Below are 14,300 nucleotides of genomic sequence, written 5' to 3'. Positions count from 1 at the left end.
GGATGATTTGGGTCATTTCTCACTAATGTCCCTTTTCGGTAAGGAGTCGATCCTTCACGTATCGCATCCACCTCGCTTCACCGGAGATGACATGCACAAGCTTCGTAAGGCCGCCGTCCTGGTCGCCGCCCTCAGCACCGTCGGGGTCCTGTCCGCCGGTTCCGCCCACGCCGCGGGCATGGACGGGGACGGCCAGGGCAACGCCTACAAAGTCCAGCAGAGCACCCAGTGCAAGTCCCACGACCTGAACATCGACATCCTCGGTGTGGTCGGCATCCTCAACGGCTTGCTGGGCAACGGCCTCAACGGCGAGGGCGACCCGGCCAGCCAGAGCACCCACCTCGGTTCGACGATGGGGTGCAACAACTCCGCCTTCTGAGACGCGTTCCACGTCGCCACAGAGGCAACGGGCGGCCGGCGCATGGCGTCGGCCGCCTCTCTGTTATTCACGGGAAATCGGCGGTTCATGATCGCTGTGGAATGCGGTCGTGAAAGGGATGTCGAGCGGGGGGTGCATCACCGCGAAAGTGGCTCTCGGACCGCCTTCTGCGGGAGATTCGCGGTGGTAGCCTCGAATGAGTGAGCAGTCGAATCGTCGTCGGCGGTACCGGGCAGCACAATCTCCGTGATGTGTCCGTGGAATTGCCCGCAGGCGCGCCGACCTCATTCGCCGATGTTTCCGGTTCGGGAAGTGGAGCCTCGCCTTCGACGCCCTTTCCGCAATTCCGCGGCCGTCCGCGGAGGGAGGCCGTATGAGCCTGCTCGAACGGGACGGCCCTCACACGGCGCCGCCGTCGCCGTACGACGACGAGACCGACGGCCCGCGGCCGCAGCTGGAGGGACAGGGCGGCAGCACCGACCCGGTGAAGGACTATCTGCGCCTCATCGCCCGGGTCCGGCTGCTCACGGCGGAACAGGAAGTGGACCTCGCCAGGCGCATCGAGGCCGGTCTGTACGCCGAGCGGCTCCTGGTGGAGGGGCGGCACGGGCACCGCGTGGAGGAACTGGCGTTCCTGATCGAGGACGGTCGGCGGGCCAAGGCGCACCTCACCGAGGCCAACCTCCGGCTCGTCGTCTCCGTGGCCAAGCGGTACACCGGCCGTGGGCTGGACTTCCTCGACCTCGTCCAGGAGGGCAACGCCGGGCTCATCCGGGCGGTGGAGAAGTTCGACTATGCAAAGGGCTTCAAGTTCTCCACTTATGCGACCTGGTGGATCAAACAGGCTGTCACCCGGGCCCTCGCCGACCAGAGCCGCACCATCCGCATTCCCGTGCACACCGTCGAGATCATCAACCGGGTGGCACGCGCGCGCCGAGAACTGATGCAGGACACGGGCATCGTGCCGACACCCGAGGAACTCGCGAAGAGGGTCGAGATACCGGTGGAGCGGCTCGTAGAAATCGATGCCTACACCAAGGAACCGGTTTCCCTGCACGCCGCCCTGAGCGAGGACCGCGAGGGTGAGTTCGGCGACCTCATCGAGGACACCGACCTTCCCTCCCCCTGGGAGGCGGTCACCCACCATCTCCTCCAGGACGCCATCCGTGACCTGCTGACCGGCATGACCGCCCGCGAGGCCGGCATCATCTCCCTGCGCTACGGACTCTCCGACGGCCGCCCCCGGACCCTGGAGGAGATCGGCCACGTCTACGGCGTGACGCGCGAACGCATCCGCCAGATCGAGACCAGGACGATGAGCAAGCTCCGCCACCCGTCCCGCTCCCGGGCGCTGCGGGACTACCTCGACGACCTCTGACCCGGCGCCGGGTCAGCCGCCGGCAGGCTCGAAGTCGCTGATGACGTACAGGGCTTCGTCGTCGATCGCGTTCTTCATCCAGTCCAGCGAGATCCGCTCCGGGTGCCCGTCGCGCGCGTAGTCCACCTCGGCCGTGTCCGCGTCGTCCCGCCGCGCCTGCCGCCACTCGTCCAGGAGCTCCCCGATGGTGGGCACCGTGTCGGGGACGTCCTCGACGACGCGCCGGCCGCTGTCGTCCAGGCCCGTCGCCCTCACCACGGCCCCGTCGCGGACGGTGATCCGGAACGTGCCGATCAGGCTCCGCTCCCCTTCGCTCGACCGGAGCGTGTAGGTGTACGAGTCGGGCTCCCGCCAGGCGGGCGTCGCCTCGGGCTCGGGCTCGGTGGCGCAGCCGGCGACCGCGCAGACCAGCCCCGCGACCAGTGCGGCTCGGAACACGACGCGGGCGCTGACGGGTACGGCGGTCATGGCGGCACTCCCTTCGAGGATCAGTACCGCTATGACGGCGTTCGCGCCGGGAACGTTCGACGCACGCCTCCGGCCTGGGACTACTCGGCAGCCGGAGCCGGAGCCGCAGCCGGCGTCTGCTCCGTGACGAAGTCGGGCATCAGGGCGCACATCGCCTGGCGCTGCGTGGGGCCCATGAAACGCGTCAGCGCCTCCTTGACCGTCTCGGCGAGAGCCGCGGAGGCGTCCTTGAGGAGGTTGCGAGCCTTCTCGGTGAGGGCGACCTCGACGCCGCGCTTGTCGCCGCAGACCGACTTGCGGGTGACCAGGCCCGCGTGCTGGAGGCAGGCGATCTGGTAGGTGAGGCGGGTCTTGGGGCGGCCCAGGAGCTCGGCGATCCGGGTCATGCGCAGGGCCTGGCCGGGGTCCGCGGCGAGCAGGCACAGGACCAGGAACTCGTCGTGCGAGACGTCCAGGCGGTCCTTGACGACGCTGCGCAGCTCCTGCTCGACGGCTCCGGTCGCGGCCAGCATCAGCATCCAGGCGTGCAGCTCGACGGGCAGCAGGCTGTCGCCGGAGGCGGAGGGGCAGTCGGAGTGGTCGGCCATGAATTCGAGTGTATCTGTTGTTCAAATTTGGAGTATCGGTTAGCGTGGTGTCGTCCAAATTTGGATTACAGCCCCCCGCAGACCCCCTGCAGGCCCCCTGCGACACCCCCGATGCTCAGGAGTGAAAGATCATGACCGTCGCCGTCGAAACCGGAACCTGGCAGCTCGACAGCACCGCCTCCACCGTCGCCCTGCGGCACAGGACGATGTGGGGCCTGGTCACCGTCAAGGGCGCCTTCACCGCCGTCGCCGGCAATGGCGAGGTGCGCTCCGACGGCTCCGCCGTCGGCACGATCACCCTGGACGCCGCCTCCCTGGACACCCGCAGCGCCAAGCGCGACGAGCATCTGCGCTCCGCCGACTTCTTCGACGTCGCCAACCACCCCGAGATCACCTTCTCGGTCCGCAGCGCCGAACTGCGCGACGGCGAGGAGGTGCATGTCGTCGGTCAGCTCACCGTCCGCGGCGTCAGCCGGCCCAAGTCCGTCACCGCCCGCCTCGTCGGCGCCGACGACACGTCGCTCACCCTGGAGGCCGAGTTCACCGTGGACCGCGAGCAGTTCGGCATGGTCTGGAACCAGCTCGGCATGATGCGCGGCCTCACCACGGTCACCGGCACGCTCCGTTTCACGCGGACGGCCGCGACGGCCTGACGCCGACGCTCGACGGCGTCCGCGGTACGGCGGTGACGGCCCTCAGCGGGCGGGAGTCAGTAGACGTCCCGCACGTACCGTTTCGCCGCCGCCAGCTGCTTCACATAGGCCGACGCCTCGGCCTCCGCCAGACCGCCGTGCGCGACCGCGATGTCCTTGAGCGCCCGGTCCACGTCCTTGGCCATGCGCGAGGCGTCGCCGCAGACGTAGAAGTGGGCGCCCTCCTGCAGCCACCGCCACAGCTCGGGGCCGTGCTCGCGCATCCGGTCCTGGACGTACACCTTGTTGCGCTGGTCGCGGGAGAACGCCGTGTCCAGCCGGTCCAGGGTGCCCTCGTCGAGCAGCCCGGTCAGCTCCTCCTCGTAGTAGAAGTCGCTGGCCCGGTGCTGCTCGCCGAAGAACAGCCAGTTGGGTGCCCGGTGCCCGAGCGCACGTCGCTCCTGGAGGAAGCCGACGAAGGGCGCGACACCGGTGCCCGGGCCGACCATCACCATCGGCGTCGAGGCGTCCGCGGGCGGCCTGAAGTGCGGGGACCGCTGCACGAACACCGGCACCTCGGTGTCCGCCCCGGCGTCGGCGAGGAACGGTGAACAGACCCCGCCGCGCGCCCGCCCGTGCAGGTTCTCGTACCGCACCACGGACACCGTCAGCGAGACGCAGTGCGGGTCGACGAGCGGGCTGGACGATATCGAGTACAGACGCGGCTGGAGCTTCTTCAGCACCCCGGCCCACTCCTCGGCACCCGCGCGCACCGGGTGCTCGGCGATCACGTCCACGGCCTGCCGGCCCCAGCTCCACTGTGCCAGCCCGTCCTTGTTGTCGGGCCGCAGCAGCCTGCGCAACTCCCGGTCGTCGCGGACGCGTTCGGCGACGAAGCGCAGCAGGTCCGGGGTGATCCGCGTGATGTCCAGATGCCGGTGCAGGGCCTCGGCGAAGGAGGTCGCGCCGATACCGTCGACCTCCACGGCCGCCGAGCCGTCGACGCCGGTGACCGCGAGCCACTCCTCCACCAGCGCGGGCGAGTTGACCGGCCGTATGCCGAGCGCGTCGCCCGCCTCGTACGTCAGTGAGCTCCCGCTGGTGTCGAAGGTGAAGCGGCGTACCTCCTTGCCCGCGCCGGGCCGGCTGAGCAGCCGGTTGCCCACCAGGCGGGCGGTGGCGGGCGCCGGCTTGGGCCCGGCCTTCGCGCGTTCGACGGCGGGGGCTTCGGCGCCGCCGCCCAGTGCCGTGAGGACCTCGTCGAGCCAGGCCCCCGCGGACGGCTCGTAGTCCGGTTCACAGTCCGTACGCGGGGCCAGCCGCACCCCGCCCAGCTCATCGAGCCGTGCGTCCAGGCGGCGGCCGTGCCCGCAGAAGTCGTCGTACGAGGAGTCGCCGAAGGCGAGCACCGCGTACCGGGTTCCGTCCAGCCGGGGAGCGCGCTCGTCGGTCAGCGAGTCCCAGAGCCCCGAGCCGTTGTCGGGCGCGTCGCCGTCGCCGAACGTGCTGGTGATGAAGAGCAGGTCGGCCGTGCGGGCGAGGGTGCCGACATCGGCCTCGTCCATGCCGACCAGGGTGGCCCGGTGCCCCGCCGAGCCGAGCCGCTCGGCGGTCGCGGTGGCGAACTCCTCGGCGTTGCCCGTCTGCGAGGCCCACAGCACGACGACCTCACGGCCGGGCGCGGCCGGCGCGGCGGGGGTGCCTGCCGACCGCGAGTACATGCCGGCGAGGACGCCGTTGACCCACATCGCGTGCTCGGGGCTGAAGGGCGCGCCCGGCGGCAGGACAGGGATGCCGGGCGCGCCGGTCTCGATGCCGGCGAGGAAGCCGGTCAGGTAGAGGCGTTCCTGGGCGGTCAGCACGGGCGGCGGCGCGGGGTCCAGCCCGAAGGGACCGGCCGGGCCCGGGGTGACGGCCGTCGGCGTCAGCGCCGGCGCCGGCTCCTGCGGGGCCAGGGGAGCCGCGACCTTCGTCAGTGACACGGCGCACACCTTGAACTCCGGCTGGAAGGAGATCGGGTCCACCGCGTCGCTGGTCACCGCGTTGACGCTCAGATACTCCCCGAACAGGTCGTTCCAGTGGAACGGCGCGAAAGCGTCCCCCGGCCGCACCCGCTCGGCCACGACGGCCGGCAGCACCGCCCGCCCCCGCCGCGAGGCGACCTCCACCCGGTCCCCGTCGGCGATCCCCAGCTCCCGTGCGTCCCGCGGATGCACCTCCACGAACGGTCCCGGGTTCAGCTTGTTGAGCTTGGCGACCTTCCCGGTCTTCGTCAGCGTGTGCCACTGGTGCTGCACCCGCCCGGTGTTCAGCACGAAGGGATAGTCGTCGTCCGGCATCTCGGCGGCCGGCAGATGCGGACGCGCATGGAATGCGGCCCGCCCGCTCGCCGTCGGGAAGCGCAGCCCGCCGTCCGCGTCGACATACCGGATCGGATTGCGCTCCGGCCCGTCCACCTCGGCGGCCGGCCACTGCACGGGCGTGGCCCGCAGCCGCTCGTACGTCACCCCGCGCAGGTCCCAGCCCGTCACCGGGTTCCAGGCCCGCCGTATCTCCTCGAAGACGTCCTCCGCGCTGTCGTACGAGAACCCCTTCTCGTACCCCATCGCACACGCCACGGCCGCGATGATCCGCCAGTCAGCCATCGCCTCACCCGGCGGGTCGGCCACCGGTGCCGTCAACGTCAGGTTGCGCTCGCTGTTGACGAAGACGCCCTCGCCCTCGGTCCACATCGCGCCGGGCAGCACGACATCGGCGTACGCGTTGGTCTCGGTCTCCGCGAACACGTCCTGCGCGACGACGAACTCGGCGGCCTCCAGCCCCTCGATGACCGTACGGCGGTTCGCGACCGAGGCGACCGGGTTGGTGCAGATGATCCAGCAGGCCTTGATCTCACCGTCGGCCATCTTCTGGAACATCTCGACGGTGCCCCGGCCCACCCCGTCGGCGCGCAGCGTCCCCGGCGGCAGTTCCCACAGGTCCTCGACGAAGGTCCGCTCGGCCTCGACCAGCACCGACCGCTGCCCCGGCAGCCCCGGCCCCATGTAGCCCATCTCGCGCCCGCCCATGGCGTTCGGCTGCCCGGTGAGGGAGAAGGGGCCGGAGCCGGGCCGGCAGATGGCCCCCGTGGCGAGATGCAGGTTGACCAGGGCGTTCGTGTTCCAGGTGCCGTGCGTGGACTGGTTGAGCCCCATCGTCCAGCAGCTCATCCACTCGCCCGCCTCGCCGATCAACCGGGCGGCCGCGCGGATGTCGTCCTCGGCGAGACCGGTGATCTCCGCGACGGCGGCGGGCCCGTAGTCGGCGAGGAAGCCGGGCATCGCCTCCCAGCCCTCGGTGTGGGCGGCGATGAAGCCGGGGTCGGTGTGACCGTTGTCGACGAGCAGCCGCAGCAGTCCGTTGAGCAGCGCGAGGTCGGTGCCGGGCTTGATCTGGAGGAAGAGGTCGGCCTTGGCGGCGGTGGCGGTGCGGCGCGGATCGACCACGATGAGCTTGGCGCCCGCCTTGACCCGCTCCATCATCCGCAGGAAGAGGATCGGATGGCAGTCGGCCATGTTCGAGCCGATCACGAGGAAGACATCCGCCCCCTCGAAGTCGTCGTACGACCCGGGCGGCCCGTCGGCCCCCAGCGACAGCTTGTAACCCGCGCCCGCGCTCGCCATGCACAGCCGTGAGTTCGACTCGATCTGGTTCGTCCCCACAAACCCCTTGGCCAGCTTGTTCGCCAGATACTGGGCCTCCAGGCTCAGCTGCCCGGAGACATAGAAAGCGACCGCGTCCGGCCCGTGCTCGTCGATGATCGCGCGCAGCCGCCGCGCGGTCTCGGCCACGGCCTCCGCCATCGGGGCGGGCCCGGCCTCCTCACCCCGCTCGCCCCTGACCAGCGCCGTCGTCAGCCGGCCGGGCGCGGCCAGCATCTCGGCCGTCGTCGCGCCCTTCGTGCACAGCCGGCCCGCGTTCGCCGGGTGCGCCTTGTCGCCGGACGCCTTCAGGACCGTACGCCGCCCGTCGGGCCCCATGCCGACGTCCAGCAGGATTCCGCAGCCGACCCCGCAGTACGCGCAGACCGTCCGGATCTGGGACGTGGGGGTGGTCGAGGTCACGCGCTGCCCTTCTCCGACTGCCGGGGTGCTGTCTGGAGCGTACGAATTGCCCGTTACGTCGATGTCACATCCCTTGATCATGAGGAGTTACGTCGGACACACAGCAGCCCGTCGTGCGATGTGAGGGGCTTGCGGCAGCGCGATGTGGGGCGTGTGAGGCGGTCGCGCACCGTGTCGCTGTTGGGCCGAACGGGTGACTTGGCGTAAGAATTGGCCGGTGCAGGCATTGAAGGCGAGTCAAGGCGGGGGGAGCCGGTGAACAGCCACGACGTCACCGATGAACAGTGGAGGGGGCTCGCCCAGGTCGTGCCGCTGCGGGGCCGCGACGCCTGGCCGTCGGCGGTCGACCATCGTGCGGTGCCGGAGGCGGAGACGGAGCCCCGCCGTCGGTTCGTCGTGCTGCGGGTCAATGTGTTCGGCGACGCCCGCGAGGTCGCGGAGACGCTGATGGCGGGGATCCCGGTGCTGCTGGATCTCACCGGGGCGGAGAACGAGGTCGCCAAGCGCGTCCTCGACTTCAGTACGGGCGTCGTCTTCGGCCTGGGCAGCGGGATGCACCGGGTCGACCGGAACGTGTTCCTGCTGACCCCGCCCGGCACCGAGGTGAGCGGGCTGATGGAGGGCGCCGGGGTTCCCGGCACCTGAGGTCACCCCGGTCGCCCGATCGTAGGAAGGCCGCCCGGGTGGAACGGTTCGCCCGCCGGTGAGGGGCCTACGGTCCGGACATGGGAGTGTCGTTCGTATCTGGTGCCGATGCCGTCTCCTTGCCGCTCCAGGGGGGCCGGGCGGGTGATCCGTCCGAGTCCGATACGGCGGGCGGCGCGGCCCGTCCCTGCCGGCCCCGGCTGACCGAGCTGCGGCTGTCCGCGTTCGCCCGGCATCGGCGGGCCGCGTTCCCGCTCGGGCCGCTCACGCTCCTCGCCGGGCCGAGCGGGTGCGGGAAGACGAGTGCGCTGCGGGCGTACGAGGCACTGGCGCGGCTCGGCGGCGGCGCCGGGGTCGGGGAGGCGTTCCTGGACCCGGTGGCGTACGTCCCGGAGCGGGCGCGGCCCGACGCCCAGCGGCGTCGCGGCTTCCGCATCGGATGTACCGCCGACGGCACCGAGGGACCGGTCCGGCTCGATGTCGCCGTGCAGGCCGAGCCCGAACTGCGGATCGTGGGGGAGCGGTTGAGCGCCGGCGGCCTCGTCCTGCTGGAGACGGCTCTGCGCGATCCGAGCCGCCCCTACGTGCAGGCCGCCTGGCACACGGCCGGTCAGTCGCCGGTGACCCGGGCGCCGTTGCCCGACGACCGGCTCGGTACCGCGCTGCTGCCGTTGCGCGTGGCTGGCAAGACGGACGGGCAGCGGCGGGTGCTCGCCGCCGCGGAGCAGATGGTGGTGGCGCTGCGGTCGGTCTTCGCCTGTGACCCCCTGCCCGAGCGGATGCGGGCCGCGGTGCCGATCGGCTCGGGGCGGCTGCTCGGCGGGTGCGACAACCTCGCCGAGGTGCTGTGGCGGACGCGGGCCGAGTGCGGACAGCGGCACGCGCTGCTCGTGGCCGCGGCGCGGGCGGGCTGCGCGGGGGCCGTGGCGGACGTGACCGCGGAGGTGCTCGGGGACGGGACGGTGCGAGGTCTGCTCGACCGGGGCGACGGAGCACGGACGGAGCTCGGCCGCCTCGGGTACGGCGAGCTGCGCCATCTCGCGCTGTCGTTGGTCCTGCTGACCGGACCCGGTGTGCTGGAGGTCGATCCCGCGGGGGAGGTGCCCGCGGCGATGCAGACGCTGACCGTGCTGGCGGACGGGCTCGACCGGGGTCTGGACCCCGCGCAACTGCGGGAGTTGACCGGGCTCGCGGCCCGGATGTGCGCGCGGGGGCACATCCGGCTGCTCGGGGCCGTGAGCGACGCGTCGGGGGTGGCCGGGGTGGCCGGCGTGTCGGTGGTACACCTGGAGCCGTGACCGAACCCCTTGATGTGGCCGGGCTCCAGCGCAGGCTGGCCGAGTTCGCCGCCGCGCGCAACTGGCAGCCGTACCACACACCGAAGAACCTCGTCGCGGCGCTCAGTGTCGAGGCGTCCGAACTCGTGGAGATCTTCCAGTGGTTGACGCCGGAGGAGTCGGGGCGGGTCATGGACGACCCGGACTCCGCGGCGCGCGTGACGGATGAGGTCGCGGACGTGCTGGCGTACCTCCTGCAGCTCTGTGAGGTGCTCGGGATCGATGTGCTGGCTGCGCTGGACGCGAAGATCGACCGGAACGAGCGGAGGTTTCCCGCGCCCTAGCGAAGGGGTGCGGGCGCGCGGGGAAGGGGCGCGGGCACGCGGGGAAGGCGACCGTCCGCTTTAACTCTCCGTATCCATTCAGCTGACCGCGACCGAAAAGTTGTCCACAGATTTCCGTCTTCCTCTGGCTTTTCGTCTCAGAGCCCTTCACTCTGGGTAGTGAACAAGGGAGTTCGGGCGGACGCGTGGGCAGCGCGTCCAGACAGACGGGGACTGCGGATGGACGCGGTGCGGCTCATCGTGACGAGCAGGCGTGCGCTGGCGGGAAGTGGGGGCGCGCCGGAAATCATGACCGAGGTGTGGCAGGCGCAGGCCCTGGCTCAGGCGATCGGCAGCCGGTTCGCGGTCTTCGGTCCACCCGAACTGCGCGGTGAGGCGCTGGGGTTGACGGAGCTGGCGGGGCGCGGCTGCGGAGTCCTGGACACACCGGAACTCGCGGACGGCGACTTACGCGCGGCCCAGCTCACGGAGCTGGGCGACGCACGGCAGGCGCTGCTCAATCTGGGGAGCCTGCTGGGCGAGGCAGGCATCGCCCTGGTCGGCCTGGCCAGCGCCGCGGACGACGAGGCGACGTACTGGCAGTGCATGGAGGCCATCGACGCGGCGGACGAGTCCCGGGACCGGGTCCTGGAGATGCTGCGCAGACTCGCGGACCGGGATCAGGTGCTGGCGGAGCGGGAGGCGGGGTAGGGCCCGGCGTCCGGCCCGTCCGGAGGGACACCCCGCTCCAAGAGCCGAGGGGAAGGCGCGGACGGGATTCGTTCCGGGCCGCTGCTGTGGTCCGAAGGGGCGCGGCAGCCCCCGGCACGACGACCACGACAGCGCCGAGGGCCTGGTCGGCCGCGGCTGCGGACCGGTCAGCCCGCCTCGCCCTCCTGCGGCCGGCCGCGACCGGGACCACCGGTCGCCTGCAGATCCGCGTCCAGGGCCGACAGGTCCGCGTTGAGGGCTGCCATCAGCTCCTCCATCTGCTGGAGCAGCCCCTTCGGCCGCCCGCTCCCGTCGCTCTGCTGTGGCGCGAATTCCTCGGACATGACGGCCTCCTCGGGCCTCCGGCCCCCCCAGTGGCAGTGGGCCGACACGGTGACGCTCCGCCGGTGACCGGCCGGGGCGAGGGCCGGGCGGTCCGGCTCCGACCGAGCCAACGATCACCGTCGGGGGCGGTCACTGGCCGGGGCTGACAGCGGCTTCGGCGTTGACGGAATTCACCCGACCGGGTTTGCCGGGGCCAGGGGGACCGGTGCGGTCGACAGGTGGCACGGCGTGCAGGATGGAGCCATGGATCTTCGCATCTTCACCGAGCCCCAGCAGGGGGCCACCTACGAGACCTTGCTCACCGTGGCCAAGGCCACCGAGGACCTCGGATTCGATGCCTTCTTCCGGTCCGACCACTATCTCAAGATGGGTTCCGGCGACGGTCTTCCCGGGCCCACCGACGCATGGATCACGCTCGCCGGACTCGCCCGTGAGACCCAGCGGATCCGCCTCGGCACCCTGATGACCGCCGGCACCTTCCGACTCCCCGGCGTGCTCGCCATCCAGGTCGCCCAGGTCGACCAGATGTCCGGCGGCCGGGTCGAACTCGGCCTCGGCGCGGGCTGGTTCGAGGAGGAGCACCAGGCGTACGGCATTCCGTTCCCGAAGGAGAAGTTCGCGCGGCTGGAGGAGCAACTCGCCATCGTCACCGGGCTGTGGGCGACCGAGGTCGGCGAAACGTTCGACTTCCACGGCTCCTACTACGATCTCACCGCGTCGCCCGCCCTGCCCAAGCCCGCCCAGCGCAGGATCCCGGTGCTGATCGGCGGCCACGGCGCCACCCGCACGCCGCGGCTGGCCGGCAAGTACGCCGACGAGTTCAACATGCCGTTCGCCTCGGTCGAGGACAGCGAGCGGCAGTTCGGCCGGGTGCGGGCCGCCGCCGAGGAGACCGGCCGCAAGGGCGACGACCTCGTCTACTCCAACGCCCTTGTGGTGTGCGTGGGCAAGGACGACCAGGAAGTCGCCCGCCGCGCCGCCGCGATCGGACGCGAGGTCGACGAACTGAAGATCAACGGGCTCGCCGGCTCCCCGGACGAGGTCGTCGAGAAGATCGGCCGCTACCAGGAGGCCGGCTCACAGCGGATCTACCTCCAGCTCCTCGACCTCGACGACCTGGACCACCTGGAGCTCATCTCCTCCCAGGTGCAGTCCCAGCTGTCGTAGTCCCGCGCCCGTGGCTCCCGGGGAGCACATCCTCGGGGGCACCTCGGGCCGAATCCGGGGCGAGACCGGCCGTGGCGCGCTCTGCGGGCGCCACGGCCGGCCGGGGGCTGCGGTGTCAGAGGCTCGTCTCTCCGGCCAGGCCGAAGAAGTCGTGCCACTTGCTGCCGTTGACGAAGCCGTCCGTTCCGTTGGACACGTTGACGTACACGTCGGCCAGATCGTTCTGCGTGAAGGTCACGACGTCGTCCTTGCCGTCGCCGTCGTAGTCCCCGACGTAGGGGAACTCGCCGTCCGGAGCGAAGAAGTCCGCCCACTTCCGGCCGCCGCCGAAGACCGCGCCGTCGGACAACGCCACATAGACGTCCTTCGCCTCGCCGCCCGTGAAGGTGACGATGTCGTCCTTGCCGTCGCCGTTGACGTCACCGACGCGCGGACGCTCGCCCTCGGGCGCGAAGTGGTCGTGGGCCTTGCGCGGGGCGCCGAACCCGTCGCCCTCGTTGAGGGCCACGTACACATCGTTGGTCGCGTCCTGCGTGAAGGCGATCAGGTCGTCCCGGCCGTCCCCGTTGACGTCCCCGACCGCCGGGAACTGGGCCCAGGGCGCGAAGTCGTCGTGCCACTTCCGGCCGGCCCCGAAGGACGTGCCGTCCGAGAGGGCGACGTAGACGTCCGCCGTGTCCTCGCGGGTGAAGGTGATGATGTCGTCCTTGTCGTCCCCGTTGAAGTCGCCGACCGCGGGCACCTCGCGGCCCGGCGCGAAGTGGTCATGCCACTGCCGGCCGGTCCCGAAGGAGTCGCCGTCCGACGGGGCGACGTACACATCCGCCTCGGTCCCATGGGTGAAGGTGACCGCGTCGTCCTTGCCGTCGCCCGTGAAATCACCCGTCAGCGGCGTCTCTCCGCCCGGGGCGAAGTGGTCGTTCCACAGCAGCGACTGCCCGCCGAAGGCGGTGCCCGTCGACTTCGCCACGTACGCCTCCGCCCGGTCGTCCTGGGTGAAGGTGGCGATGTCGTCCCTGCCGTCCCCGTCGAAGTCGGCCGGGGTGCCGCCCATGATGCCGCCGCCGGTGAGCCGGACCCGCATCAGGAACACGTTGTACGGCTGCCACTGCGACATCGTGAAGTACAGGTACGGGCTGTTGGAGTCGGCCGACCACGGGTGGATGAACGACCCGTACAGCTGCGGATAGTCCGCGCCCGACGCGACGACCTGCTTCTCGCTCCACGGGCCCCACGGTGTCGCCGAGGTCCGCATCACGATCGAGCCGCCCGGATCGTCCAGGTACATCATCACGAACCGGCCGAGATAGCGGCTGTACTGCACCGACAGCTCACCCACCGGCGCCCCGGCGACCGGCGTCGCGGCGTTCTGGTCGGTGACCCAGGAGCCTCCGGTCCAGTAGCGGTAGGCACCGGGCTCCAGGAGTTCGCCTTCCGGGACGCGGGCCAGGTGCACAGGGCCGAAGCGGCCGTTGGGCGTGCCGTACAGGTAGACGTAGCCGCCCTGCTTGAGCATCGCCGCCATCTGGAACTTGTTGCTCCAGGAGGCGTTGTTCTGCCAGCGGGCGTCGGCGTCCTTGACCCAGTTCTCGCCGTTGTCGTCGGAGAAGGCGATGCCCGAGTAGTTGGTGAACCACTCACCGGGGCCGCCCCAGCGGCGCACCGACATGTAGTGCATGTACTGGCGGCCCCCGACCGAGATGCCCGCCGTCGGAATCGTGGTCAGCTCGTCGCCGTCGACACGCTTGCACGGCAGCACCTGCTTGGCGTGGCCGGGCCGGTCGGTCGCCATGCTGTCGATGTTCATGCCGTCGGCGAGGTTGTGGTCGCCGCTGCGGGCCACCAGGTTGCAGCGCCAGTCGAGCGTGGCCGGATCACCCACGGCGGCGCCGGGACCGGTCCAGCCGTTGCCGTACGAGTCACCGAAGGCCGTGAGGATCTCGCCCTTGCCGTTGTCCCACATGATGCCGAGGTCGGTCGCCTTCAGCTGCCAGCGGGCGTCGGTCGCGCTGGTGGAACCGGGGCCGGTCAGCTTGGCGACCCGCTCGGCGCGGGAGACGACCCCCGCGGCACTCACCGAGGGCGCAGCCTCCGCCGCCGATGAGGTGACGCCGTCGGCGAACAGCGAGCCGATGACCAATGAGGCCAGCGACAGCACGACCGACAGAGGTCTCCTTCTCATGGATTTCACCACCTGCTCCTCCTTTCTAGAGGCTGGTTTCGCCGGGGGTGCCGAAGAACTCGTGCCATTTGCGGCCGTCCACGAAGGCGTTGGTGCCGTTGGA

General features: G+C 70.9%; 13 protein-coding genes. 8 read left to right on the top strand and 5 right to left on the bottom strand.

Translation table 11 applies throughout. The annotated features are described in order from the left end of the window. Positions 1-91: 91 nt before the first annotated feature. Together ACFPQ9_RS34510 and ACFPQ9_RS34505 are read left to right on the top strand one after the other, a co-directional pair. Positions 92-379 carry a hypothetical protein gene (locus ACFPQ9_RS34510; RefSeq protein WP_380862282.1) on the top strand — a complete coding sequence of 96 codons (288 nt, stop codon included), beginning with the start codon at positions 92-94 and terminating at the stop codon, positions 377-379. Between the two features lie 373 nt (positions 380-752). Further along, the gene (locus ACFPQ9_RS34505) at positions 753-1,757 is read left to right on the top strand and encodes an RNA polymerase sigma factor (protein ID WP_380862280.1); all 1,005 of its coding nucleotides are present in this window, start codon (positions 753-755) and stop codon (positions 1,755-1,757) included. 12 nt (positions 1,758-1,769) lie between these two features. On the opposite strand, the gene ACFPQ9_RS34500 is transcribed toward ACFPQ9_RS34505, so the two are convergent. Together ACFPQ9_RS34500 and ACFPQ9_RS34495 are read right to left on the bottom strand one after the other, a co-directional pair. After that, positions 1,770-2,225 carry a DUF6174 domain-containing protein gene (locus tag ACFPQ9_RS34500; protein ID WP_380862278.1) on the bottom strand — a complete coding sequence of 152 codons (456 nt, stop codon included), beginning with the start codon at positions 2,223-2,225 and terminating at the stop codon, positions 1,770-1,772. An 80-nt stretch (positions 2,226-2,305) separates the two neighbouring features. Continuing rightward, on the bottom strand, positions 2,306-2,812 hold the full coding sequence (locus tag ACFPQ9_RS34495) for a MarR family winged helix-turn-helix transcriptional regulator (protein WP_380862276.1): 507 nt from the start codon (positions 2,810-2,812) through the stop codon (positions 2,306-2,308). Positions 2,813-2,943: 131 nt separating this feature from the next. On the opposite strand from ACFPQ9_RS34495, the gene ACFPQ9_RS34490 reads away from it, so the two are divergent. After that, positions 2,944-3,465 carry a YceI family protein gene (locus tag ACFPQ9_RS34490; protein ID WP_380862274.1) on the top strand — a complete coding sequence of 174 codons (522 nt, stop codon included), beginning with the start codon at positions 2,944-2,946 and terminating at the stop codon, positions 3,463-3,465. A 56-nt stretch (positions 3,466-3,521) separates the two neighbouring features. Here ACFPQ9_RS34490 and ACFPQ9_RS34485 read toward each other — a convergent pair whose 3' ends face one another. Next, positions 3,522-7,463: a molybdopterin-dependent oxidoreductase gene (locus ACFPQ9_RS34485; RefSeq protein WP_380862320.1), complete on the bottom strand. Its 3,942-nt coding sequence runs from the start codon at positions 7,461-7,463 to the stop codon at positions 3,522-3,524. Between the two features lie 339 nt (positions 7,464-7,802). Here ACFPQ9_RS34485 and ACFPQ9_RS34480 point away from each other — a divergent pair, with 339 nt between their 5' ends. From ACFPQ9_RS34480 to ACFPQ9_RS34465, 4 genes are all read left to right on the top strand, one after another. After that, positions 7,803-8,192 (top strand): cell division protein SepF, encoded by a 390-nt coding sequence (locus ACFPQ9_RS34480; protein WP_380862272.1) that lies wholly within the window; start codon positions 7,803-7,805, stop codon positions 8,190-8,192. A gap of 80 nt (positions 8,193-8,272) precedes the next feature. Further along, positions 8,273-9,490 carry an AAA family ATPase gene (locus ACFPQ9_RS34475; RefSeq protein WP_380862270.1) on the top strand — a complete coding sequence of 406 codons (1,218 nt, stop codon included), beginning with the start codon at positions 8,273-8,275 and terminating at the stop codon, positions 9,488-9,490. Then, positions 9,487-9,813, top strand: a complete 327-nt coding sequence (locus ACFPQ9_RS34470) for a nucleotide pyrophosphohydrolase (RefSeq protein WP_380862268.1) — start codon at positions 9,487-9,489, stop codon at positions 9,811-9,813. The genes ACFPQ9_RS34475 and ACFPQ9_RS34470 overlap by 4 nt, the downstream gene beginning before the upstream one ends. A 219-nt stretch (positions 9,814-10,032) precedes the next feature. Next, on the top strand, positions 10,033-10,503 hold the full coding sequence (locus ACFPQ9_RS34465) for a DUF6099 family protein (RefSeq protein WP_380862266.1): 471 nt from the start codon (positions 10,033-10,035) through the stop codon (positions 10,501-10,503). A gap of 167 nt (positions 10,504-10,670) precedes the next feature. Here ACFPQ9_RS34465 and ACFPQ9_RS34460 read toward each other — a convergent pair whose 3' ends face one another. After that, the gene (locus tag ACFPQ9_RS34460; RefSeq protein ID WP_380862265.1) at positions 10,671-10,847 is read right to left on the bottom strand and encodes a hypothetical protein; all 177 of its coding nucleotides are present in this window, start codon (positions 10,845-10,847) and stop codon (positions 10,671-10,673) included. A gap of 244 nt (positions 10,848-11,091) precedes the next feature. On the opposite strand from ACFPQ9_RS34460, the gene ACFPQ9_RS34455 reads away from it, so the two are divergent. Next, entirely contained in the window at positions 11,092-12,015 is a 924-nt protein-coding gene (locus ACFPQ9_RS34455) for an LLM class F420-dependent oxidoreductase (protein WP_380862264.1), read from the top strand. A 115-nt stretch (positions 12,016-12,130) separates the two neighbouring features. Here the strand turns inward: ACFPQ9_RS34455 and ACFPQ9_RS34450 are convergent, their stop codons facing one another. Then, complete coding sequence (locus ACFPQ9_RS34450; protein ID WP_380862263.1) at positions 12,131-14,197, bottom strand: DUF4185 domain-containing protein; 2,067 nt, start codon at positions 14,195-14,197, stop codon at positions 12,131-12,133. Between the last annotated feature and the right edge of the window lie 103 nt (positions 14,198-14,300).

It is taken from the genome of Streptomyces coerulescens, assembly GCF_042657965.1.
In the GTDB taxonomy this organism is placed as follows: domain Bacteria; phylum Actinomycetota; class Actinomycetes; order Streptomycetales; family Streptomycetaceae; genus Streptomyces; species Streptomyces coerulescens.
The sequence above is the reverse complement of the archived record's forward strand: the minus strand, read 5'-3'. Positions and strand labels throughout refer to the sequence as shown.

Coding starts and splice junctions, on each gene's coding strand:
- ACFPQ9_RS34450 (WP_380862263.1), bottom strand. CDS start 14,197: ATGAGAAGGAGACCTCTGTCGGTCGTGCTGTCGCTGGCCTCATTGGTC.
- ACFPQ9_RS34500 (WP_380862278.1), bottom strand. CDS start 2,225: ATGACCGCCGTACCCGTCAGCGCCCGCGTCGTGTTCCGAGCCGCACTG.
- ACFPQ9_RS34505 (WP_380862280.1), top strand. CDS start 753: ATGAGCCTGCTCGAACGGGACGGCCCTCACACGGCGCCGCCGTCGCCG.
- ACFPQ9_RS34485 (WP_380862320.1), bottom strand. CDS start 7,463: ATGGGGCCCGACGGGCGGCGTACGGTCCTGAAGGCGTCCGGCGACAAG.
- ACFPQ9_RS34510 (WP_380862282.1), top strand. CDS start 92: ATGCACAAGCTTCGTAAGGCCGCCGTCCTGGTCGCCGCCCTCAGCACC.
- ACFPQ9_RS34475 (WP_380862270.1), top strand. CDS start 8,273: ATGGGAGTGTCGTTCGTATCTGGTGCCGATGCCGTCTCCTTGCCGCTC.
- ACFPQ9_RS34455 (WP_380862264.1), top strand. CDS start 11,092: ATGGATCTTCGCATCTTCACCGAGCCCCAGCAGGGGGCCACCTACGAG.
- ACFPQ9_RS34465 (WP_380862266.1), top strand. CDS start 10,033: ATGGACGCGGTGCGGCTCATCGTGACGAGCAGGCGTGCGCTGGCGGGA.
- ACFPQ9_RS34490 (WP_380862274.1), top strand. CDS start 2,944: ATGACCGTCGCCGTCGAAACCGGAACCTGGCAGCTCGACAGCACCGCC.
- ACFPQ9_RS34495 (WP_380862276.1), bottom strand. CDS start 2,812: ATGGCCGACCACTCCGACTGCCCCTCCGCCTCCGGCGACAGCCTGCTG.
- ACFPQ9_RS34460 (WP_380862265.1), bottom strand. CDS start 10,847: ATGTCCGAGGAATTCGCGCCACAGCAGAGCGACGGGAGCGGGCGGCCG.